The following is a 21335-nucleotide window of genomic DNA, read 5'->3' as shown; positions in this document are numbered from 1 at the left end:
CGGCCTCAAGCGCTTTTCGCCAGGGGCGATTTGGCTCGGGCCAGCGCCAGGTTCAGACGCTTGAGCAGCGCCTCGGGCGTCTCCTCGAGTGCCATGACCGCGGCGGTGCAGGCCGACAGTTGCAGCCGCTCGCCATGCTGGCGCGTCTTGTGTGCCAACGCTTGCACGGCCTGTTGCAGTTCTTGCGCCATCGCCTGCGCCTGGCGTTCGCCCGTGTTGGGCAGCAACACCACAAAGCGGTCGCCGGCCAGCCGACAGAGCAAATCCTGATGGCGCAGGTTGAGCAGTAACAAATGACTCAACGCTTGCAGCACCGCATCGCCCTCGGCGTGCCCGTAGGCCTGGTTGATGGCAGCGAAGTTGTCCAGATCCAGCACCAGCAACGACAGCGGCTGCTGCTGCGCGACGCTCTCCACGAGGCTGTCGGTCAGTTGGCGCTTGAGGTAGTCGGCGCTGCCCAAAGGGGTGAGTTTGTCGAACAGCCGGTGTTCGCGGAACAACCGTTCGCGTTTTTCCATCTGCGCGCTGATCGCCAGTTGCTCGCGATGCCAGTGATAAATGCCCAGGGTCAGCAACACCATCCCCACGGGCATCGGTCCGGATTCCAGCCAGTGGTCCCAGGTGATGCTGTCGGGCAAGCGGATGAATTCGTCGAGGCTGTCGATCCACCAGGAAAAGAAAATGCCGCTCAGGCCCAGCACCAGATAATTGGTTACGCGCCCGGCCGGTCGGCTTTTAAGCACCAGCGCCAGCCAGATCAGGGCGAGCAGCGCCGAGCCGCCTTCGCCGACGATATCGAGCCAGACCCATTCGCTGATCGGCTTGAGTTCTCCGCAGGCCAGATGCAGGAGCAGACCGAGATTGGCCGCCACCAGCAGTGCCGCAAGTTTCCAACGGTGGGGTTTGAGCACTGAGAACATGGCCGCGATCCTGTGGCGAAGAAGCAATGCGCGCCAGCACAGCAGATGCTTGTGACAGTAGGGTGACAGTGGCTGCGGGTCGGATCAGCTCATCGTCGTGCAAGGGATTTCTGAAAAAACACCGCCGACCTTGTGGGAGCGAGCTTGCTCGCGAAGGCACGGTGTCTGCGGCCGATCAGGCTGCAGGTGCCGCGGCCTTCACCAGCAAGCTCGGTACCACAGGTTCAAGTGCCGGGTGGGGGAGGTCATTTCAGCTCATTCTGCCGGCCAGATCCTGCAAAACCCCGACTTGAACGGCTCGCCCGTCAATCCTGTCACAGAAGCGTCACGCGTCGCCCCTAGCGTGCCCCTCCAGTTGCCGGGCCACTTGCCTGGCCGGACCGGACTCTTTGGGGGGACACACATGTACCAGCGCAGCGGCACCGTCGGGCTCTTCAGTTTCACCCTGACCGCCTTGGCCATGGCGATGACCAGCGAGCGGCTTTACGCCGCCGATGCCAGCGCCAATGTCGAGCATGTTGAAGTGGTGGGTCAGGCTGCCAGTATCGACTCGGCGCTCAAGCAACAGCGGCGTTCCGACAGCATCGAAAGCGTGGTGCACGCTGATGGCGTGGCGCAGCTGCCGGATGAAAACGTTGCCGAAGCGGCGCAACGCTTGCCCGGCATCAGCGTCGAGCGCGATCAGGGCGAAGGGCGTTTCGTCAGCGTGCGTGGCCTGGGGCCGGATCTGAACAGCGTGACCATCAACGGCACGCTGGTGCCGTCACCGGAAAGCGAACGCCGTGCCGTGGCATTGGACGTGTTGCCGTCGGAGCTGGTGCAGTCGCTGTCGGTGATCAAGACGCTCACCCCGGACATGGATGCCAACTCCCTGGGCGGCACGTTGGATGTCAAAAGCCTTTCGGCGTTCGATCACAAAGGCTTGTTCTACACCGGCGGCACCGAAGCCAGCTACGACAAGAACACGCACCAGACCAGCCCGAAATTTTCCGGTGCGGTCAGTAACCGGTTCAGCCTTGGCGATGGCATCGACAACTTTGGTGTCGCGGCTGCATTGAGCTGGCAGAAGCGCGACTTCGGTTCGGACAACGTCGAAACCGGCGGCGCCTGGGATTTTCAGCGCGGTGCGCAACTTGAAGAGTTTGAACAGCGCGACTACGACATCAGCCGCGAACGCACCGGCGCAGGTGTCAATTTCGATTACAAACCTGACGACCTCAGCAGCTATTACCTGCGCACGCTGTACAGCCGCTACAAGGACAGCGAAACCCGTAACTCGACCGCTATTGAGTTCGCCGAGCCTCAGGTGGCCGGTGTGCTCGGCGATGCCGAAGGCAGTCGCAAGCTCAAGCAGCGCGAGGAAACCCAGCAAATCCAGTCCTACGTGCTCGGCGGCGAACGCCTGCTTGGCCTCTGGACCCTCAGCGGTCAGGCCGGCTACAGCCGCTCCAGCGAAGACAGCCCAGGGCACATCGCCAATGCCGCGTTCAAAGGCAATGATGACTTTTCCGACAGCGGCTTCTACAGCAACGACAAACCGCGCCCGATCATTGGCCAGAACTTCTACAACGCCAGTCAGTTCAGCCTCGACAAGGTCGACTGGGAAAAGCAGAACACCACCGATACCGAGAAAAACCTGCGCCTGGACCTGGCCCGCGACTACGACCTGAGCGGCTATGCCTCGCAGGTCAAATTCGGTGGCAAGGTCAGCCGGCGCAACAAGGACAACGACCTCGACGCCTGGGTCTATGAGGACTTTGACGACCTCGGCTTCAATGACGCGCAGCTCAACCTCGATCGTTTCGCCAAAGGTTCGGTGGATTATCGCCTGGGTCAGTTCGGACCGGGGATCAGTGGCAGCGCGATCAAGAACCTCATCGGCGGGCTGAACCGTGCGGATTTCTACGACCAGACCGAATCGACGGTCAACGATTTCAAGATGAGCGAGGACATCAACGCCGGTTACCTGATGAACACGATCGACATCGATGACTGGCGCTTCATCGCCGGCCTGCGTTACGAGGGCACCGAATTCGAAGCCAAAGGCACTGGCGCTACCGATGGCGACTTCGAGGCCACCAAGACTCAGCGTCGTTATCACCACTGGCTGCCGGGCTTGCATGCGCGTTATCAACTGGACAAAAACACCCAGGTGCGCGCGGCCTGGACCAAGACCGTGGTGCGCCCGACCTTCGGCCAACTGGCGCCAGGGTTTGTCATTGACGACGATGAAGCGACGTTCGGCAACCCCGATCTGAAACCGCTGGAGTCGAGCAACCTCGATCTGGGCATCGAACATTTCATGGGCCGCGCCGGTACGGTCTCGGCGTTCGTGTTCTACAAGGACATCGAAAACTTCGTCTACAACACCGACCTTGCCGGCACCGGTGCCTGGACCAATTTCTCCGAAGCGCACACCTTCGCCAACGGCGACAGCGCCAAACTCTACGGCCTGGAGCTGGCCTATTCGCAGAAGTTCGACTGGTTGCCGGCGCCGTGGGACGGCCTGTTGCTCGGCGCCAACACCACGTTCAGCCGCTCCAGTGCCGACATCGAAGGCTTCGATAGTGCCAGTGGCACTCAGCGCAAACGCAGCATCGATCTGCCGAGCCAGTCCGACACCGTCGGCAACCTGATGCTCGGTTGGGAAAAGGACAAGGTCAGCCTGCGCCTGTCGGCCAATTACAAATCCGCTTACCTCTATGAGCTGGCCTCGATCGATGACAAGGACCATGACCTGCATGTTGATGCGCAGACCTTCGTCGATTTCAGCGCGCGTTATTCGCTGACAAAAAATCTGCAGTTGAGCTTCGAGGCGCAGAACCTCACCGACGAGTCGTATTTCGTCTACACCGGCCACCGCGCCTACAACGGTCAGTACGAAGAATACGGCCCGACCTACAAGCTCGGCCTGACCTTCACTCATTTTTAAGCCTCGGCTGGCGGCCGGGTGCCGCCGTCGATCCACGCACGACAAGGATTCTGCCGGTTCATGAGTATTCATTCGCGACACCAACGCTGGCTGCTGGCGACGCTGATCAGCCTGTTCGCCGGCCCGACCCTGGCGGCCACGCCGAGCCTGACGCTCGAACCGTGGGCGCCGACGCTCAAGCTTGAGGCACTGAGTTTTCTGCCCGGAGACCTGCGCCTGGCGATAAGTCCCGCGCAAGGTCTGTTGTTGCTCGATGCCCAAGGCGCCGAGCGCGCCCGGTTGCAAGGTTCGTTCAGCAGCCTGGACAGCCGCGCATCCGCTCGCGGCACGTGGGTCGCCAGCCTCGACACCGCGCGCCAGCAGGCGCTGGTCGTGGGCCTGAATGCCGAGCGGCGGCAATGGGGCACGCCGTTGTATTTGCCCACCCGGGACTTCGCCGTGAACGGCCTGTGCCTGTACCGCGACGACGCCGACAACCTGTTTGTGTTTCTCGTCGGTGAGGAGGGCAAGGGCGAGCAATGGCTGGTGGGCAACGGCGTCACGCTCAACGCTCAGGCCCAGCGCGTGCGCGGCCTGCCATTGCCACCGTCGGCGACGTTCTGTCGGGTCGACGACGCTGCGCAGCATCTGCTGGTCAACGAAGAAAACGTCGGCTGGTGGGCCTACCCCGCGCAGGCTGAGGGCGAGGTGATGCGCTTACCGGTGGCCCTGCGCGAACCATTCGGCCAGATCAGTGGCGAGGCCGGCGCCATGGCCGTGCTCTCTGGTGGCATCCTCGGGCTTGACCCGAAAGCCGCACAGTTGCACCTCTATCAGCAGCAGGGCGAGGGCTGGACGGCGCAGGCGACCTTGCCCTTGGCGGGGTTGAAGGAACCGCAGGATCTCGCTGTGCAGCCAGCCGGCAGCGGTTTGCAGGTGCTGATTCGTGACGATGACGATGGCCGCGTTTACCAAGGCCATCTCGACTGGCAAGCCGCGTCGGTGCCGCTGCCGCCGGTGCTGCCCACCGTGACTGCGCAGGCGCAGAGCGCGCCGGTCGCGCGTCAGGGCGATGCGGCGGATGATCCTGCAATCTGGGTGCATCCGCAGCAACCGTCGCTCAGCCGTGTGCTCGGCACCAATAAGAAGCAGGGCCTGCTGGTGTATGACCTGCAAGGCCGGCAAGTACAGGAGTTGCCGGTCGGACGCCTGAACAACGTGGATGTGCGGGCCCACTTCAAACTGGGTACGCAGACGGTGGATCTGGCGGTGGCCAGTCATCGCGATCACAACAGCCTCAGCCTGTTCGCCATCGACCGCCACAGCGGCCAACTGCGCGCCATCGGCGAAGTGCCGACGCCGTTGCAGGACATCTACGGCCTGTGCCTGTTTCAACCGGCCAGCGGCGAAATCTACGCCATCGCCAACGACAAGGATGGCACCTTTCTGCAATACCGGCTTGGCGCCCCCGACGGCAAGGTTCAGGGCGAGTTGGTGCGGCGTTTCAAGGTCGATAGCCAGCCTGAAGGTTGCGTTGCCGACGACCAGCGCCAGCGTCTGTTTATTGGTGAAGAGGACGTCGGTGTCTGGGCCGTGGACGCCCGTGCCGATCAACCCGCGACCCTGACCAGCGTGATCAAGGTTGGCGGGCCGCTGCACGCTGATGTTGAAGGGCTGGCGCTGTATCAGAGCCAGACGCGCGATTACCTCGTCGTCTCAAGCCAGGGCAATGACAGCTATCTGCTGCTGGACGCCGAGCCGCCCTTTGCTATGCGCGGGGCGTTCCGGGTCGGGCTCAATGCGTCCGCCGGGATTGACGGAGCGTCGGAAACAGACGGTCTGGAGGTCACCTCGGCCAACCTCGGCGGGCCTTGGAGCCAGGGCTTGCTGGTGGTGCAGGACGGCCGCAAGCGCATGCCCGAGCAAAGTCAGAACTTCAAGTTCGTGCCCTGGGCCGAGGTGACCAAAGCGCTGAAGTTGCCCTGAGCCGTCATCAACCGGTCATCCATTTTTCATCGAATAGCGGTGCGGTTGTTGCCTTGACCGTACCGGCCATTGCCCACAAGGAGATTCACCATGCAGGCCACGCTCGAACACATGACGATCTGGGGGCTGATCAGCGATGCCAGTCTTTTGGTCAAAGCCGTGATGCTCACCCTGTTGCTGGCCTCGCTGGTCAGCTGGTATCTGATCATCCAGCGCGGCCGCGTGCTGCAACGGCGCGACCGTCAGTTGAGCGCGTTCCTCCAGCGTTTTCGTTCGACCCCGGAATTGTTGCCGCTGTACCGCGAAACGGCGCAGGTCGATGATGCCGAGGCGGGGATCGAGCCGATTTTCAATGCCGGATTCGCTGAGTTTCGCCACCTCAATCAGCACGCCGGCAATCTCGCCGATGCCGTCCAGGAAGGCGTAGAGCGGGCTCTGCATGTGGCCATCAGCGAGCAGGAGTTGCAACTGGAAAAAGGTTTGCAGTTCCTCGCCACGGTCGGTTCGGTGAGTCCGTACATCGGTTTGTTCGGCACCGTGTGGGGCATCATGAATTCCTTCCTCGGTTTGTCTCAGGTCCAGCAAGCCACGCTATCAACGGTTGCGCCAGGCATCGCCGAAGCGTTGATTGCCACCGCCATCGGCCTGTTCGCGGCGATCCCGGCGGTCATCGCTTACAACCGGTTTGCGGCGCGCAGCCAGACCCTGCTGACGCGTTACTACGCCTTCGGCAACGAACTGCAAGTGCGCCTGCATCGCCAGTTGCACGGCACGCCAATGAACATTGCCGCTGCGGCGTGAAGGAGAGACAACGATGCTCGTCCGGCCGCAACGCAAGCACGGCCCCAAGGCCGAAATGAACGTGGTGCCTTACATCGACGTGATGCTGGTGCTGTTGGTGATTTTCATGGTGACCGCACCGATGCTGACCCAGGGGGTAAAAGTCGAGTTGCCGAAAATTGCCAGCGAAGCCCTGGCCAGCGACACGCGCCAGCAGATTCTGACGCTGTCGGTAAAAGCCGAGGGTGGTTATTACTGGAACCTGGGCGGCGAACTGGATACGCAGCACCAGACCGACAGCGCCGTCGCCCTCGATGACATGCGCGCCAAGGTCGAGCAGATTGTCGCGCAACGCCCCGACACTCAGGTGTACATCCGCGCCGACAAGGACGCCGGTTATGGCCGGGTGGTCGCGGCGATGGCGGTGCTGCAGCAGGGCGGGGTAAGCCACCTCGGCCTGGTGACCGAGGCCCCGCAATGACGGCGATGATCATGCACAGTCCTTCTACGATGACCGCGTCCATGCCCCGGCGGAATTTGCGCCAGCACAGTCTCGCCGCCGCGCTGGCGCTGGCACTGCACGCGGTGGTGCTGGGCTTGCTCATCCACACATGGTCGGCGCCGGCGCCTGAGGTCAAACCGCCGCCCGTGTTGACCACGCAACTGGTGATGGTCGCGCCCGCCGCGCCCGCTCCGGCACCTGAACCCGTTGCCACACCCGCGCCGATCATCGAGCCGGCGGTGGCTGCTGCCGTCGCCCCTGCGAAACCGCTCGCGGCGGCAAAACCTGCGGCACACAAACCGCAAGCCGCGGCACTGGCCCGCAAACGCGTGGAGGAACGCCAGCGCGAACAACAGGTCGAGCAGCAACGCGAGCAGCAGCAAGCGCAAGAAACCGCCGCTGCGCAGCAACGGCTGGCGCAACAGCAAGCGGCGCAGCAGCAAGCGCAGCAGGCCGAGCGCACCCGTCAGCAGGCGCTCGCCGATAGCCGTCAATACCTGCCGCTGAGCAAAGAGGCGCCGGAATATCCGGAGCGTGCGCTGGACAAAAATATTGAAGGCGATTGCTCGGTGGAGTACACGGTCAACCCGCAGGGCCGGGTCGAGAACCCCAGGGTCCTCGACGGCTGCCATCCGCTGTTCATCCGGCCATCGCTGGCCGCGGCGCAGACGTTCAAGTATCAGCCGCGGATCATCGACGGCGTCGCGGTGTCCGTGCCGGCGGTGCGCAATACCTTTCACTATCGGATCAAGTGAGCGGTCTGTGATCCGTGCATGCCTGGGGGAAGCACAGGGTATGATGTCGCGGTTTTCCGCCGGAGTTCGCCCATGCCACGCATCACCCACTACACAACCCCATGCCCCGAAAGCGTCAACAGCCAGATCCTGCAAATGGTCGTCGATTACCTGACCGACATCAGCGCCGTCGGCCTCGGCCCGAGCAATCTGTTGTACAACGTTTATCAGTACGCGGTCGGCTATGAGGTGCATCTGTATCTGGAAGCGTTGAATGGCGAAAAGGGCACCGAGGTGGAGTTGCTGGTTGCCAGCGCTGATGACGACCCGGAACAGGTCATCGGCTTTCTGTTGTACCTGCCGGTGCAGGGTGATTGGGAAGCGTGCAGCGTCGCTTACCTGGCGGTGCGCGACGGGCATCGCCGTCAGGGTGTGGCGCGGGCGATGATCGCCGAGATGGTCGGGCGGTATCCCCATGCGGAACTGGCGTGTAGCGTCGGCAAGGTGCCGTATTTTGAGGCGATGGGTTTCGAGGTAATCGGTCAGCGCGAGACCCAGGTGCTGATGAGCACCCGGCATTACCGCAGCAACGGCTTGCGCGGCTTTATCGACACAACGCCGATCTACCGTTCGCTGGAGGTGCAACAGATTCACACCTACCTGCTGCAGAAAAACGGCAAGCGCGCGATGCTCGATGCGGAAAAACAGCGTGACCGGCACCTGGATCAGACCAGTCGCCACGTTGAAGCATTTGTCCGTCAGCGCCTGACCTTGCACTGATTTGGCTGTAGGCCAGAAGCCCTTGTTGCGAACCGCGCAGCAAGGGCTTTTTTGTGTTTGCAATCTCAACCGAGCTTGACGTTCATGGTGATCCGCGCCGTGAACACTTTCTTGTCTTCGCTATCGTGGATGTCGACAGTGACGATCTTGTCGCCATCGCTGTGCCAATCCACCCCCTCAGCGCTGGCGACGGCGGTCACGTCGGTCTTGGCTTTGGCCAGATATTCCACGGTCATGCCTTTGGGGATCCAGCGAGCGCCGTCGGGAATCGACACATCGGTCATCATCCCGCCGGCCAGTTCTGCCGCGTTGCACAGGGCGATCGCATGCACCGTGCCGAGGTGATTGGTGATCTCCTTGCGAAACGGCACCTGCACGGTGGCTGCGTTTGGGCGCAGTTCACTGATCAGCGGATTGATGGTGCTGAAATACGGTGCGAACTGGCAGGCCATTTTGCTGAAAGCGTCGGCACCGACGCTGTTGAACATGCTGAGCGACTGACTCATGAGAAAGACCCCTGATTTAGGCTGGTTGGCAGAACGATGTTCCTTTACAGAATAATGTTCTGTAACGGAACGGTATTCTGTCTGAGGGAAATCTGTCAACCTAGGCGTGCTTTTCTCACGGGCAATGCCTGCCTTTTTCCAACCTCGTTTTCAGGCCTCAAGCAGCATGGACACCGCCGATTTACTGGAACGCAGCTACCCCGGCCGCCGTGCCGAACTCAAGCGCGATATTTTTCGCAAGGCCCTGAGCCTGTTCAACGAACAGGGGATCGAGGCCACCACCATCGAGATGATTCGCGCCGAATGCGACACCAGCGTCGGCGCGATCTACCACCATTTCGGTAATAAGGAAGGTTTGGTAGCGGCGCTGTTCTTCACCGCGCTGGAGGATCAGGCGCGCCTGCGCGATGCGTATCTGGACGCGGCGAAGACCACCGAAGAAGGCGTGCAGGCGCTGGTTTTCAGCTACGTCGACTGGGTCGAGCAACAGCCGCAGTGGGCGCGCTTTCAGTACCACGCGCGCTTTGCCGTGACAAAAGGGCCGTTCAGGGAGGAGCTGGCCGAGCGCAACAAAACGCGCAATCTGCGTCTGCGCCAATGGCTGGCTGAGTCCGGGCGCGCCGCTGAACTTCAGCAGCTGCCCGCCGAACTGTTGCCATCGCTGATCATCGGCCAGGCAGACAGCTATTGCCGGGCCTGGCTGGCCGGTCGGGTCAAGGGCAGTCCGACCGCCTATCGCGAAATACTCGCGCAAGCGGCATGGCGCTCGATTCGCGCTGAGGCGCCGGCTGGGGACTGATACGCGCAGAGCAGGCTCGCTCCCACAGGTTTTTGTGGTGTTTGCGGCTGTTGTGTCTAGCCGCGGTCAATGTAGGAGTGAGCCTGCTCGCGAAGGCGGTGGGTCAGGCGGCGGAGATGTTGACTGTGCAGGCCCCTTCGCGAGCAAGCCCGCTCCCACAGGTTTTTGTGGTGTTTGCGGCTGTTGTGTCTAGCCACAGTCAATGTGGGAGCGAGCCTGCTCGCGAAGGCGGTGGGTCAGGCGGCGGGGATGTTGGCTGTGCAGGCCCCTTCGCGAGCAAGCTCGCTCCCACAGGTTTTTGTGGCTTCAGTGGCTGTTGTGTCTAGCCGCAGTCAATGTAGGAGTGAGCCTGCTCGCGATGGCGGTGGTCAGAAAAAATCAGCTGACTGATACAGCGCCTTCGCGAGCAGGCTCGCTCCCACAGGGATTGCTGGTGTGTCAGGTGATGCGCTGGAAGACCAGGGCCTTGAGGCCGCTTTGCGGGTCGATATCGGGGAACTCCGGCGGGTTGTCCAGCCGCTGTTCGAAGCGCAGGCTCGGCGCTTCCTGGGTCACGCCATCAATCAGGAAGTCCGGGCCGAACGACGGGTCGTTCATGCAGGCCAGCACGGTGCCTTGCGCTGTCAGCAGTTCCGGCAGGCGCCGCAGGACACGCTGGTAATCCTTGGTCAGCAAGAAGCTGCCTTTCTGGAACGATGGCGGATCGATGATCACCAGATCGTACGGACCGCTGTTGATCACTTTGCCCCAGGATTTGAACAGGTCGTGGCCGAGAAAACTCACTTTGCTCAGGTCGTGGCCGTTCAAGCGATGGTTGTCGCGCCCCCGGCTCAGCGCCGCGCGGGACATATCCAGATTGACCACATGGCTGGCGCCACCCTCGATCGCCGCCACGGAAAAACCGCAGGTGTAGGCAAACAGGTTCAGCACGCGCTTGCCTGCCGCCTGTTCGCGCACCCAGTTGCGCCCGAAACGCATATCGAGAAACAGCCCGGTGTTCTGCTTGCGCCCAAGGTCGACGCGGTACTGCAAGCCGCCCTCGACGATGGTCATTTCGTCGATTTCCCCACCGATCAGCCATTCGGCCGTGCTTTGCGGCAGGTATCGATGCTGGAGCAACAAGGTGTGCGCGCCGCACTGCTGCCATTGCGGCGAAGCGGCCAGTTGCAGCAGCGTTTCCTTGAGACCTTGCAATTGCTCCGGCGCCGGTTCCTTGAACAGCGACACCAGCACCACGCCCTGTAACCAGTCCACGGTCAGTTGCTCCAGCCCCGGCCAGCAACGTCCGCGGCCGTGAAACAGTCGGCGGGTTTCGCTCGGTGCTGCCGCCAGTGCAGGCAGCACATGGGCGTGGAGGGTGGCGAGGGCTTGAGGGTTCATCGGTCAGGATCGGCCAGAAAAAGGGCCGGCATTTTAACCATAAATGAGCGCTCGGGACGCTCGTTGCCGCCCGAAAACAACACCTTGTAGAAAACAGCTGTATCAAAAATGAATTTATGCAAGACACGCTGCTCATACCAGATAAGCAGCGGATTCAAGCCGCTATTCGAAAATGTAATTCGGGGGAGTGCTGTTCATGTGCCCTACACCTACGTCGAGCGCGCACCTTCCTGGCGGATTGATTCTGGTTGTCGAGGACGATCCGTTGATTCTGGAATTTCTCTGCGAAATTCTTCAGGAAGAAGGGTTCAAGGTCGAACCGCAAATCAGCGCCGACGCTGCATCACTGTATCTGGAGCAGCATGCGGCGGACGTCGCGCTGTTGCTGACCGACATCACCATGCCCGGCACCCTCAATGGTGCCGACCTGGCCAATCTGGTCGGCGACCGCTGGCCGGAAAAACCGGTGATGGTCATGTCCGGCTATGAAACGCCGGAGACCTCGGGGGTCAAGCACACGGTCGCGTTCATCAAGAAGCCGTGGGCCATCGGCCAGTTGCTCGATTGCGTCGAGAGCGCGTTCAAAGCCAAGGCACCGCGCCTGCACTGACAATGCTACATTGCCGGGCTCATCTGCCCGGCCATCTGTCAGAGGATTTGCCCCTTTGTCTGCTAACACATCGGTTTTCGAGCGCGCCTTCGGCGCTTTCCTGTTCGACATGGACGGCACCGTCCTCAATTCCATCGCCGCCGCCGAGCGCATCTGGTCAGCCTGGGCCGTGCGCCATGGCGTCGATGTCGAGGCGTTTCTGCCGACCATTCATGGCGCGCGGGCCATCGATACGATCACGCGCCTGAACCTGGCGGGCGTGAATGCGCAGGAACAGGCGGCGTTTATCACCGCGGCGGAAATCGATGATGTTGAAGGCATTGTCGAGATTCCCGGCGCAGCGGCATTTCTCAACCGCTTGCCGCGAGACCGTTGGGCCATGGTGACCTCGGCGCCACGGGACCTGGCCCTGCGGCGAATGGCGGCAGCGGGAATTGCCGAACCGGCGGTGATGATCACGGCTGAAGACGTACAGGCCGGCAAGCCTGATCCTGCGGGTTATTTGCTCGGTGCGAAACGGCTTGGCGTCGAGCCTGCGGACTGCCTGATTTTCGAAGACGCCGCTGTCGGCATTCAGGCAGCGGAAGCGGCGGGGGCGGCACTGATGATCATCACCACCACTCATCAACACCCGATTGAAACGGCGCACGCGACGCTGGCCAGTTACGACGCGCTACGTGTCGATGTGGATAGCAATGGTCGATTACGCCTGCAAAAAAACTGACGTCAGATTTTTGTGGCGAATATCAGTTCGCCTTCGCGAGCAAGCTCGCTCCCACAGGTTTTTGCGCTGTTCATATCGTTAAAATCCGACTATCTGAATCCTTCGAGAGAGAGGTTTTTATGCCTACAGCATCCGCAACCATTGACATCCCGGCCTCGGCCGAACAGGTCTGGCAATTGATCGGCGGCTTCAACACGCTGCCGGATTGGCTGCCGTTCATTGCCAGCAGCGAGCTGAGCGAAGGCGGGCGTGTCCGCACCCTGCGCACTGCGGACGGTGCCGTGGTGATCGAGCGCTTGCAAACCTTTGATAACGCCGCGAAGACTTACAGCTATTCAATCGAACAGGCACCGTTCCCGGCGAGTGATTATCTGGCAACGATCAAGGTCGAGGCCCAAGGGCAGGGCGCCCGGGTCGTTTGGTCGGGAAGCTTTAACGCCGTCGGCGTGAGCGATGACGAAGTGGTGGCATTGTTCACTGGCATCTACCAAGGCGGCCTCGACGCCCTGCGGGCCAATTACCCAACCTGAGAACACCACAATCCCCCTGTAGGAGTGAGCCTGCTCACGATAGCGTCGTCCCAGTCGATACCTATGTTGACTGACCCGACGCCTTCGCGAGCAAGCCCGCTCCCACACTGTTTTGTGGCTGGCCGCAAAGGGTGTCGGCGCCGCCAGCCCTTGTGGGAGCGGGCTTGCCCGCGAAAGCGGTGTGTCATTCAGCGCATTTGTCGCTGACCCGACGCAATCGCGAGCAGGCTCACTCCTACAGGGGTTGCGTTTCAAGTGGGTATCAGGAGTTTTCAATCAAGCTCTGCCGACAATCGAGCAGCAGTTTCGCCCCGCCCAGATCGCTGCTGCCGACTTCAAGGCTGAAACCGTGCAAGCTGACAATCGCCGCGACAATCGACAGGCCGAGGCCAAAGCCACTGTGGGGTTGTCCGCCTTCGGTGCGATAGAAACGCTGGAACACTGCTTCACGTTCAGCCTCGGGAATCCCCGGGCCTGAATCGTGAACCTCGATGCGCGTTCGCCCGCCCGCGTTGACCCCGCGTAACATCACCGTTCCACCGGGCGGGGTGAACTTGATCGAGTTGCTCAACAGGTTCGCCAGTGCCTCGAACAGCAACGCCCGGTCGCCATTGAGGGGCGGCAGCGTTTCCGGCATGTTCAGTTGGAAACGCAAATCACCTTCCTCGGCCAGCGGCAGGTAAAACGCGTGTAACTCCTCGAGTAATTGCACCGGGTCGAGTTCGACAAAACCTGAGCGGCGCTGACGATCTTCCAATTCGGAAATCCGCAGCAGACCGCGAAAGCGCGCCATCAGCGTATCCGCTTCAGCCAGCACCAGATCCAGTTGCGCCGCCTCCTGCGTGCCTTCGCCGGCCTGTTGCTGCATGCGGTACAACTGCGCGCGCAAGCGGGTCAGCGGTGTGCGCAGGTCATGGGCGATGTTGTCGCACACGCCTTTGACTTCGTTCATCAAGCGCTCGATGCGTTCCAGCATGGCGTTGACGATGGCGGCGAGCATGTCCAGCTCATCGCGGCGATTGGACAGCGGCAGACGCTGGGCCAGATCCCCGGCGACGATGGCCTGGGCACGGTCCTGAATCGCGCGGATCCGTTGCAGCGGGCGCCGCCGCAGCAGATGCCAGCCGGCGATCCCCGGCAGAATCGTCAGCGACACCCCCCAGAGCAACGCGTGCAGAATGATCCGTGTTACCGCAAACAGCGAGCCGTTGTCGCGCAGCAGCACCAGCCAGCGACCGTCGCGAGTCTGGGTGGCCACGGCATCGCAGCTGTCGCTGGGCAGGGTCGGGTCGTCGGAGTCGGCGCACTCGGCGAGCATGTGGATCTTGCCGTCCAGCGGCAGACCTTCGGGGATTTGCTGGAGCGCACCGCCGAGGTACACGCCGTTGGCGTCGAACAGGCCGTAGGCGTCGATGCCGCGAATGTCGAAGGTCATGCTCGCGGCGAGGGCGTCTTCAAGCTGTTCGCCGCGAAAGTGCGAAAACAGATGCTGACGTTGCATCAGCGAGTGTTTGGCGAGCTTGTCGAGGTAGCCGGACACCTCGTAATACATGACCCCCATGAGGATCGCGCTCCACGCCACGAACAGCGAACTGTACAACGCCAGCAAGCGGCTGCTGGAGGAGCGCCAGCCGTCAGACGGGTTCGGCAATGACATAGCCGGAGCCCCGTACCGTGCGGATCAGCGGCACGTGGCCGGCGGCGTCGATCTTCTTGCGCAGACGGCCGATGTGCACGTCGATGAGGTTGGTGCCCGGGTCGAAGTGGTAGCCCCAGACTTCCTCGAAAATCATCATCCGCGAAAGGATCTGGCCGCTGTTGCGCATCAGGAATTCCAGCAGCTTGTACTCGGTCGGCAACAGCGTCAGCACCTGCTCGGCACGCCGGGCTTCGTGGCTGATCAAGTCCAGTTCCAGGTCAGCGACTTTCAACGTGGTGGCCTGGGTGGCAACGCTGTTTTGCCGACGCAGCAACACCTCAACCCGTGCGGCCATTTCGTCGGTGGCAAACGGTTTGGTCAAGTAGTCATCGCCACCGGCGCGCAAACCACGCACGCGCTCATCAACATCGGACAGCGCACTGATCATCAGAATCGGCGTCGCTACGCCCATGGTGCGCAAAGTGGTGACGATGGCCAAGCCGTCCAGCTCGGGCAACATGCGGTCCAGGGTGATCAAGTCGTAGTTGCCGCTGACGGCGCGGTCGAGGCCTTCGCGGCCATTGTCGACCCAGTCGACGTCCAGCCCGTGGCTGCTCAGTTCGGCAACGATTTCCCGCGCGGTCACGGCGTCGTCTTCGATGGTCAAGATTCGAGTCATAGGCAGGCCTGCTGATCGGGTTAAACGCAATGGCAGCATTTTGCCAAGAATTTGCCGTGACGCTTTAAATTAACTTTCATGTTGTAACTGCCATTCGCCGGGACAAGCGTCCTAATGGCGGAAAGGTTGATATCATCTGGCCATAAAGTCCAACAGGAGTGGCGCTGTGATTATATTGATTAGCCGGGGCTGGAGGCCGATTGTTCTGCTTTTGCTGGTGTTCAGCAGCAGTCTCGCTCTGTCTGCCAACACGCCTTGTTCCGGCAAGAAAGGCGGAATTGACCGTTGCGACGGCGATCTGTTCCTGTGCAATGACGGCTCGATCAGCGGTTCGAAGAAGAGCTGCGCGGCGATGTTCGGCGAACGCCAGTCGGTACGCCCGCAGAACTTCCTGCAGAGCGACGATGGTTGCGCCTGTGGTACCGGCTCGTTTTGCACAGGACCGCGTGGCGGCGTGTATTGCCTGACGCCCGGCGGAAGCAAGAGCTACAAGCGAAAATGATCGAATCAGCCAATGCATAAAACCCGCTGTTATTCAGCGGGTGTTGCAATTTGCAACGTCTCACCAAATTCGTCTTTTATAACTTATTGAAAACCAAGTATTTATTTGTTCGCTGCAACTGGCACGGTCACTGCACTTGCTCACATGACGAGTTGTAACACCATTTTTCATGCCTGGAGCAGTACAACAATGAATAGATCCCCTGATGGCTATTATCCTGCCTTGGAAGAGTCGAGCAGCGTGTCCGGCGTGTCCTGGGGCGCGATCTTTGCGGGTGCCGCGGCTGCCGCTGCGCTGTCGATGATCCTCGTGCTGCTCGGTTTCGGCCTGGGCTTTTCGGCTGTATCACCGTGGGCCGGAGAGGGCGTCAGCGCCAAGGGCCTGGGCATTTCGACGATTGTCTGGCTGGCGGTAACGCAGATCATTGCTTCCGGCATGGGCGGCTATATAGCCGGTCGGCTGCGGGTGAAATGGGCCAACATGCACGGTGATGAAGTCTACTTTCGCGACACCGCGCACGGTTTCCTGGCCTGGTGCGTAGCCACTTTGGTCACCGCTGTTCTGGTGGTCGGCTCGGTCAGCAGCGTCGTCAACGGCGGTGTGCAGGCCGGTGCCAATGTAGTTGGCGGCGCTGCCGGGGCGATGAGCCAGGCGGCCGGTTCTGCCGCCGCCAACACTGACAGCGATCAGTACGGCTACTTCGTCGACAGCCTGTTTCGCGATGACCGTCCGGCTGCCGTCAGCGATGACGCGGCGCGCGGCACCGTGACCCGCATCTTCGCCCAGAGCTTGGCCAACGGACAGCTCAGCCCTGAGGACCGTACCTACCTCGCACAGCTCGTATCGCAACGCACCAACCTGACCCAGGCCGATGCCGAACGCCGTGTCGATGAAATTTATGCCAGCACGCAGAAAGCCATCGCCGACGCCAAACTGAAAGCCCAGCAAGCCGCCGACACCGCCGCGAAAGTCGCTGCCTACACCTCGCTGTGGATGTTCGTCGCGCTGTTGGCCGGTGCGTTTTTCGCCAGCCTCGCCGCCACCTTCGGCGGCCGTCGTCGCGATGCGGTCGAGTACGTCGAAGTCGACACCTACACCACGACCACTGCGGTCCGTTAAAAGGAGAGTCCCCATGCGCTCATTACTGCTGTTCTTTCTCGGCGTACCGATCCCGATCATCATCCTGATCGCCCTGTTCGTGCACTGATCCCTCTGAGGCAGGATGCCTCTGCCGCTTTCACTTTCGGGTGGAAGCGGCTTTTTGCTTTCTGGGACTGTGATTTAAACAAGGTCGATAAATTGCGTTTAGTCACTGCGCAATGCTCAGGCATCCCTGAGCCTTTTGCTTTCGGCGCATCAACAAAGCGACAATCCGCACCCGAAGTGCACCTCGGCTTCACCCCCATTTATTCATTAAGGAAGAACACGTTGGACAAGAAGGAAATCAAACGTCAGGTCGGCGAAATGCTCGATGCCGGCCGCTCGAAAACCGAGACGTTCAAAGCGTTCTCCGGCGGTGCGCTGAAAGACAAGGCGCTGGCGTACCTGATCGGCTCACGCCCCGATCCGGCTCTGCTTGAGCGCCACGCCGGCAAGATCAAAATCCTTCTGGGGCTGATCTGTGTTCAGGCGCTGATCGGTCTGGTGGGCGGCTATCTTCTCGGGCTGACCATCAGCACCGGATTCGCCATCGGCCTCGGGCTGTTGGCTGGCGGCGTGCCGTTGCTGTTCGCCTGGGGTTTTTATCGCAACGCGGCTCACGCTTACACCGTGTACGTGGTGCTTTCGATCAGCCAGGTGCCGCGCCTGTTCAAGGGATACGGCGATGACCCGACGGGAACGGTGGTCGGCGTGGCAATCACCCTGGCGATGATCTTCTACGTCGCGTGGCTGAAAAACCTGTTGTTTCCCGACCTCGGTTTTTTCGGCGCGAAGAAGATCAAAGGCCAGTTCGTTTTCTCCAACTGATCGTTGAACCTCCCACCCGTTTCACTGGCCTGGATCAATATTTCCTCTGGCGATATCGCCTAACGTAAATGATCCAGGCCTTTGCTGAGGTATGAGCTACAGTGCTTTGACGCGCACCCTGTTGCGCTGACGGAGTACCGCAGTCGCCCCATGGAACGCATTAAAAACGGGGCGCACGGTGTAGTGCAGCAAGGAGCTGGCGCAATACTCCTCCTGAAATTTTCACGGACGAACATCGCAATGAACTGCCTAGAAAGACCCTTCGATATCCAGCCCTTGGTGCAGGCGGACATGACTGTCCACATCAACGGCCAAGCGGTCAGCGCCGCCCTCGGCGAAACCGTGCTCACTGTCATCCAGTCACTCGGCGTGCGGCAGATCGCACGCAACGACCACAATCAAATCAGCGGCGCCTATTGCGGCATGGGCGTGTGCCAGTGCTGCCTGGTGAAAATCAACGGTCGGCACAAGCGGCGCGCCTGTCAGACCGTGGTGCGCGACGGCATGCAGATTGAAACCCAGGTCAACCGCGTTGTCGGTCAGGAGGTCGTATGAGCCTGCCACCGGTGATTGTCGGCGGCGGGCCGGCGGGGATGGCGGCGGCCATCGAACTGGCGCGCCACGGCGTGCGCTGCACCCTGCTTGAAGAGGCTTCGCGCCTGGGCGGCGTGGTCTATCGCGGGCCGCTGCGTGACGGCGTGCAACTGGATTATCTGGGGCCGCGCTATTCAGAGGTACTGGGGAAACTGCATGGCGAATTCCATGAACACGCCGCGCTGATCGACGTACGCCTCAACCACCGCGTGGTAGGCGCTGAAGGTACCCGCGCGCTGGTGGTGCTGGACGACGGGGAGCAATTGCAGCAGATCGAATACTCGCAGTTGCTGCTCGCGGCTGGTTGCCACGAACGCAGTGTGCCGTTCCCCGGCTGGACGCTGCCGGGCGTCATTCTGCTCGGCGGTCTGCAACTGCAAATCAAAAGTGGCGTGGTCAAACCGCAAGGGCCGGTGGTCATCGCCGGCACCGGGCCGCTGCTGCCGCTGGTGGCGACGCAGTTGCATGCATCCGGTGTGTCTGTGGCGGGTGTCTACGAGGCCTGCGCTTTCGGCAAAATTGCCCGTGAAAGCCTGGCGCTGCTGAACAAGCCGCAATTATTTCTCGACGGCTTGAGCATGCTCGCGTACCTCAAATTACACGGTATCCCGATGAACTATGGTTGGGGCGTGGTGGAAGCCCATGGCGAGGGCGAACTGAAAAGCGTCAGCGTCGCCCCGTATTCGGCGACCTGGGAGCCGGACCTGTCGCGGGTCGAGCGCTTCGAAGCGCAAACCCTGGCCGTCGGTTACGGCTTCATTCCACGCACCCAACTGAGTCAGCAGATGGGCCTCGACCACGGTTTCAGTGACGACGGCTACCTGCGCGCTCATGCGAATATCTGGCAGCAAAGCAATGCGCCCCATGTGCACCTGGCCGGCGACATGGGCGGGATTCGCGGCGGTGAAGCGGCGATGCTGGCCGGCAGGATCGCCGCGACTTCAATGCTGCTGCAACGCGGCGTGCTCGAAGAAGACTTGGCCCGCGTGCGCCGCGACCGTTACCTGAGCAAACTTAAAGCCATCGTGCGTTTCCGTGCTGCGGTGGATCGCTACACCGAACGCGGCGCCGGCCAGACGGCTTTGCCGGCGGCCGACACGGTGATTTGCCGCTGCGAACACGCGACCCGCGCCGACATCGATCGGGCGCTGGAGCAGGGCGTGCAAGACATCGCCAGCCTGAAAATGCGCACCCGCGTGAGCATGGGCGATTGTCAGGGGCGGATGTGCGTCGGCTATTGCACTGACCGTCTGCGCCAGGCCACAGGCCGCCAGGATGTCGGCTGGCTGCGCCCGCGCTTTCCGATTGATCCGGTGCCTTTTTCCGCGTTCCAGTCCCTCGGCACGGAGGCCGCTGCCCATGAGTAAGTTCTACGATGTGGTCATTGCCGGCGGCGGCGTGATCGGCGCGTCCTGCGCCTACCAGTTATCGAAGCGCAAAGACCTCAAGGTTGCATTGATCGACGCCAAGCGCCCCGGCAATGCGACCCGCGCTTCGGCCGGCGGTTTGTGGGCGATTGGCGAGTCGGTCGGCCTCGGCTGCGGAGTGATTTTTTTCCGCATGATGTCGGCCAACCGCAAGCGAGAAACCCAGGGCGCGGCGGTGGCGGTGGACGCCAGCACGCCGCACATCCTGCCGGAATCGTTTTTCGACTTTGCCTTGCAGTCCAACGCGCTGTACCCGGCGCTGCACCGCGAATTGAAAGACAACCACGGCATGGACTTCAAGTTTGAAAAGACCGGGCTGAAGTTCGTGATTTATGACGATGAAGACCGGCTCTATGCCGAGCACATCGTCGGCTGCATTCCGCATCTGGCCGACCAGGTGCGCTGGCTTGATCAGGCTGCGCTGCGCGAGGCGGAACCGAGCGTCAGCCATGAAGCACGCGGAGCGCTGGAGTTTCTTTGCGATCATCAGGTCAGCCCGTTTCGTCTGGCCGACGCCTACATGGAAGGCGCGCGGCAGAACGGCGTCGACATTTTCGTCAACACCAACGTCACCGGCGTGCTGCATCACGGCACACGCGTCACTGGCGTGCAAACGGCCGAGGCGGGGGTGTTTCACTGCAAGACCCTGATTAACGCCGCCGGCGCCTGGGCGGCAGATTTGAGCGAGTGGGCCACGGGGATTCGCATTCCGGTGAAACCGGTGAAAGGGCAGATTCTACTGACCGAGCGCATGCCGAAAATCCTCAACGGCTGCCTGACCACCAGCGACTGCTACGTCGCGCAGAAGGACAACGGCGAAATTCTCATCGGCAGCACCACCGAGGACAAAGGCTTCGACGTCACCACCACCTACCCGGAAATCGCCGGGCTGGTGCAGGGCGCGGTGCGCTGCTTGCCGGAGCTTGCCGACGTCAACCTGAAACGCACCTGGGCAGGGCTGCGCCCGGGCTCGCCGGATGAATTGCCGATCCTCGGCCCGATGCGCGGGGTGGAGGGTTATCTGAATGCTTGCGGGCACTTTCGCACCGGCATTCTGACTTCGGCGATTACCGGTGTGTTGTTGGACAAGTTGGTGAATGACGAGCCGCTACCGCTGGACATCACACCGTTTCTGGCGGATCGGTTTGCAGTTGCGGCGGTCGAGCCTGCGCCCGCGCTGGAACTGGCCTGACTTCAGCAAGATTGATGTTGACTGTGCCGGCCTCTTCGCGGGCAAGCCCGCTCCCACAGGGTTTCTATGTCGTACACGAAAATCGGTTCGACTCGACCACTGTGGGAGCGGGCTTGCCCGCGAAGGCAATCTGTCAGTCATTGAAGTGTTAGCTGACACGACGCTTTCGCGA

22 protein-coding genes are annotated in these 21335 nt (G+C 61.5%); 16 read left to right on the top strand and 6 right to left on the bottom strand.

The window, feature by feature from the left end; genetic code table 11:
• Positions 1–5: 5 nt before the first annotated feature.
• Positions 6–920, bottom strand: coding sequence for a GGDEF domain-containing protein (locus HU755_RS25440; RefSeq protein ID WP_186637803.1), 915 nt, complete (start codon positions 918–920; stop codon positions 6–8).
• Between the two features lie 403 nt (positions 921–1323).
• Here HU755_RS25440 and HU755_RS25435 point away from each other — a divergent pair, with 403 nt between their 5' ends.
• The 6 genes from HU755_RS25435 to HU755_RS25410 all read left to right on the top strand — a co-directional run bounded on the left by HU755_RS25435 (position 1324) and on the right by HU755_RS25410 (position 8613).
• Entirely contained in the window at positions 1324–3852 is a 2529-nt protein-coding gene (locus HU755_RS25435; protein ID WP_186637800.1) for a TonB-dependent receptor, read from the top strand.
• Positions 3853–3912: 60 nt separating this feature from the next.
• Positions 3913–5817 (top strand): phytase, encoded by a 1905-nt coding sequence (locus tag HU755_RS25430; protein ID WP_186637797.1) that lies wholly within the window; start codon positions 3913–3915, stop codon positions 5815–5817.
• A 90-nt stretch (positions 5818–5907) separates the two neighbouring features.
• Positions 5908–6618 (top strand): protein TolQ, encoded by a 711-nt coding sequence (gene tolQ, locus HU755_RS25425; protein WP_186637786.1) that lies wholly within the window; start codon positions 5908–5910, stop codon positions 6616–6618.
• 13 nt (positions 6619–6631) lie between these two features.
• A complete protein-coding gene (gene tolR, locus HU755_RS25420) occupies positions 6632–7078 on the top strand; it encodes a protein TolR (protein ID WP_186552503.1) in 447 nt (148 codons plus the stop codon).
• Positions 7075–7854: an energy transducer TonB gene (locus tag HU755_RS25415; protein ID WP_186637783.1), complete on the top strand. Its 780-nt coding sequence runs from the start codon at positions 7075–7077 to the stop codon at positions 7852–7854. Before tolR ends, HU755_RS25415 begins: the two co-directional genes overlap by 4 nt.
• Positions 7855–7926: 72 nt before the next feature.
• Entirely contained in the window at positions 7927–8613 is a 687-nt protein-coding gene (locus tag HU755_RS25410) for a GNAT family N-acetyltransferase (RefSeq protein ID WP_186552505.1), read from the top strand.
• Positions 8614–8678: 65 nt separating this feature from the next.
• On the opposite strand, the gene HU755_RS25405 is transcribed toward HU755_RS25410, so the two are convergent.
• Positions 8679–9119 carry a hotdog fold domain-containing protein gene (locus tag HU755_RS25405; protein ID WP_186637778.1) on the bottom strand — a complete coding sequence of 147 codons (441 nt, stop codon included), beginning with the start codon at positions 9117–9119 and terminating at the stop codon, positions 8679–8681.
• Between the two features lie 166 nt (positions 9120–9285).
• Between HU755_RS25405 and HU755_RS25400 the strand changes: the two genes are divergently transcribed.
• Entirely contained in the window at positions 9286–9918 is a 633-nt protein-coding gene (locus tag HU755_RS25400) for a TetR/AcrR family transcriptional regulator (RefSeq protein ID WP_186637776.1), read from the top strand.
• Between the two features lie 438 nt (positions 9919–10356).
• Here the strand turns inward: HU755_RS25400 and HU755_RS25395 are convergent, their stop codons facing one another.
• Positions 10357–11298: a class I SAM-dependent methyltransferase gene (locus HU755_RS25395; protein ID WP_186637774.1), complete on the bottom strand. Its 942-nt coding sequence runs from the start codon at positions 11296–11298 to the stop codon at positions 10357–10359.
• The gene (locus HU755_RS25390; RefSeq protein WP_186637772.1) at positions 11295–11456 is read right to left on the bottom strand and encodes a hypothetical protein; all 162 of its coding nucleotides are present in this window, start codon (positions 11454–11456) and stop codon (positions 11295–11297) included. Before HU755_RS25390 ends, HU755_RS25395 begins: the two co-directional genes overlap by 4 nt.
• A gap of 38 nt (positions 11457–11494) precedes the next feature.
• Here HU755_RS25390 and HU755_RS25385 point away from each other — a divergent pair, with 38 nt between their 5' ends.
• From HU755_RS25385 to HU755_RS25375, 3 genes are all read left to right on the top strand, one after another.
• A complete protein-coding gene (locus tag HU755_RS25385; RefSeq protein WP_186552509.1) occupies positions 11495–11908 on the top strand; it encodes a response regulator in 414 nt (137 codons plus the stop codon).
• A 55-nt stretch (positions 11909–11963) separates the two neighbouring features.
• Entirely contained in the window at positions 11964–12632 is a 669-nt protein-coding gene (locus HU755_RS25380; RefSeq protein ID WP_186637770.1) for an HAD-IA family hydrolase, read from the top strand.
• Positions 12633–12751: 119 nt separating this feature from the next.
• Positions 12752–13162, top strand: coding sequence for an SRPBCC family protein (locus HU755_RS25375; protein ID WP_186637768.1), 411 nt, complete (start codon positions 12752–12754; stop codon positions 13160–13162).
• A gap of 262 nt (positions 13163–13424) precedes the next feature.
• Here HU755_RS25375 and HU755_RS25370 read toward each other — a convergent pair whose 3' ends face one another.
• Positions 13425–14819: a HAMP domain-containing sensor histidine kinase gene (locus HU755_RS25370; RefSeq protein ID WP_186637766.1), complete on the bottom strand. Its 1395-nt coding sequence runs from the start codon at positions 14817–14819 to the stop codon at positions 13425–13427.
• Positions 14797–15480 carry a response regulator transcription factor gene (locus HU755_RS25365; RefSeq protein WP_042609265.1) on the bottom strand — a complete coding sequence of 228 codons (684 nt, stop codon included), beginning with the start codon at positions 15478–15480 and terminating at the stop codon, positions 14797–14799. The genes HU755_RS25370 and HU755_RS25365 overlap by 23 nt, the downstream gene beginning before the upstream one ends.
• 166 nt (positions 15481–15646) lie before the next feature.
• Between HU755_RS25365 and HU755_RS25360 the strand changes: the two genes are divergently transcribed.
• The 6 genes from HU755_RS25360 to hcnC all read left to right on the top strand — a co-directional run bounded on the left by HU755_RS25360 (position 15647) and on the right by hcnC (position 21163).
• A complete protein-coding gene (locus tag HU755_RS25360; RefSeq protein WP_186637765.1) occupies positions 15647–15982 on the top strand; it encodes a hypothetical protein in 336 nt (111 codons plus the stop codon).
• Between the two features lie 189 nt (positions 15983–16171).
• The gene (locus HU755_RS25355) at positions 16172–17101 is read left to right on the top strand and encodes a hypothetical protein (protein ID WP_186637763.1); all 930 of its coding nucleotides are present in this window, start codon (positions 16172–16174) and stop codon (positions 17099–17101) included.
• 309 nt (positions 17102–17410) lie between these two features.
• Positions 17411–17950 carry a hypothetical protein gene (locus HU755_RS25350; protein ID WP_186637760.1) on the top strand — a complete coding sequence of 180 codons (540 nt, stop codon included), beginning with the start codon at positions 17411–17413 and terminating at the stop codon, positions 17948–17950.
• 240 nt (positions 17951–18190) lie between these two features.
• On the top strand, positions 18191–18505 hold the full coding sequence (locus tag HU755_RS25345; protein WP_186552596.1) for a (2Fe-2S)-binding protein: 315 nt from the start codon (positions 18191–18193) through the stop codon (positions 18503–18505).
• Positions 18502–19911: a cyanide-forming glycine dehydrogenase subunit HcnB gene (hcnB, locus tag HU755_RS25340; protein WP_186637757.1), complete on the top strand. Its 1410-nt coding sequence runs from the start codon at positions 18502–18504 to the stop codon at positions 19909–19911. The genes HU755_RS25345 and hcnB overlap by 4 nt, the downstream gene beginning before the upstream one ends.
• Positions 19904–21163: a cyanide-forming glycine dehydrogenase subunit HcnC gene (gene hcnC, locus HU755_RS25335; RefSeq protein ID WP_186623435.1), complete on the top strand. Its 1260-nt coding sequence runs from the start codon at positions 19904–19906 to the stop codon at positions 21161–21163. Before hcnB ends, hcnC begins: the two co-directional genes overlap by 8 nt.
• The last annotated feature ends 172 nt before the right edge of the window (positions 21164–21335 follow it).

The organism is Pseudomonas sp. SWRI111 (assembly GCF_014268555.1).
Lineage (GTDB): Bacteria > Pseudomonadota > Gammaproteobacteria > Pseudomonadales > Pseudomonadaceae > Aquipseudomonas > Aquipseudomonas hamedanensis.
This window is presented reverse-complemented; position numbering and strand designations above follow the sequence as displayed.

Excerpts from the sequence above, each read along its gene's own strand:
- tolQ (WP_186637786.1), top strand. The coding sequence starts at position 5,908 with ATGCAGGCCACGCTCGAACACATGACGATCTGGGGGCTGATCAGCGAT.
- HU755_RS25405 (WP_186637778.1), bottom strand. The coding sequence starts at position 9,119 with ATGAGTCAGTCGCTCAGCATGTTCAACAGCGTCGGTGCCGACGCTTTC.
- HU755_RS25435 (WP_186637800.1), top strand. The coding sequence starts at position 1,324 with ATGTACCAGCGCAGCGGCACCGTCGGGCTCTTCAGTTTCACCCTGACC.
- HU755_RS25370 (WP_186637766.1), bottom strand. The coding sequence starts at position 14,819 with ATGTCATTGCCGAACCCGTCTGACGGCTGGCGCTCCTCCAGCAGCCGC.
- HU755_RS25385 (WP_186552509.1), top strand. The coding sequence starts at position 11,495 with ATGTGCCCTACACCTACGTCGAGCGCGCACCTTCCTGGCGGATTGATT.
- HU755_RS25440 (WP_186637803.1), bottom strand. The coding sequence starts at position 920 with ATGTTCTCAGTGCTCAAACCCCACCGTTGGAAACTTGCGGCACTGCTG.
- HU755_RS25395 (WP_186637774.1), bottom strand. The coding sequence starts at position 11,298 with ATGAACCCTCAAGCCCTCGCCACCCTCCACGCCCATGTGCTGCCTGCA.
- HU755_RS25375 (WP_186637768.1), top strand. The coding sequence starts at position 12,752 with ATGCCTACAGCATCCGCAACCATTGACATCCCGGCCTCGGCCGAACAG.
- HU755_RS25410 (WP_186552505.1), top strand. The coding sequence starts at position 7,927 with ATGCCACGCATCACCCACTACACAACCCCATGCCCCGAAAGCGTCAAC.
- HU755_RS25345 (WP_186552596.1), top strand. The coding sequence starts at position 18,191 with ATGAACTGCCTAGAAAGACCCTTCGATATCCAGCCCTTGGTGCAGGCG.
- tolR (WP_186552503.1), top strand. The coding sequence starts at position 6,632 with ATGCTCGTCCGGCCGCAACGCAAGCACGGCCCCAAGGCCGAAATGAAC.
- HU755_RS25415 (WP_186637783.1), top strand. The coding sequence starts at position 7,075 with ATGACGGCGATGATCATGCACAGTCCTTCTACGATGACCGCGTCCATG.
- HU755_RS25430 (WP_186637797.1), top strand. The coding sequence starts at position 3,913 with ATGAGTATTCATTCGCGACACCAACGCTGGCTGCTGGCGACGCTGATC.
- HU755_RS25355 (WP_186637763.1), top strand. The coding sequence starts at position 16,172 with ATGAATAGATCCCCTGATGGCTATTATCCTGCCTTGGAAGAGTCGAGC.
- hcnB (WP_186637757.1), top strand. The coding sequence starts at position 18,502 with ATGAGCCTGCCACCGGTGATTGTCGGCGGCGGGCCGGCGGGGATGGCG.
- HU755_RS25365 (WP_042609265.1), bottom strand. The coding sequence starts at position 15,480 with ATGACTCGAATCTTGACCATCGAAGACGACGCCGTGACCGCGCGGGAA.
- HU755_RS25400 (WP_186637776.1), top strand. The coding sequence starts at position 9,286 with ATGGACACCGCCGATTTACTGGAACGCAGCTACCCCGGCCGCCGTGCC.
- hcnC (WP_186623435.1), top strand. The coding sequence starts at position 19,904 with ATGAGTAAGTTCTACGATGTGGTCATTGCCGGCGGCGGCGTGATCGGC.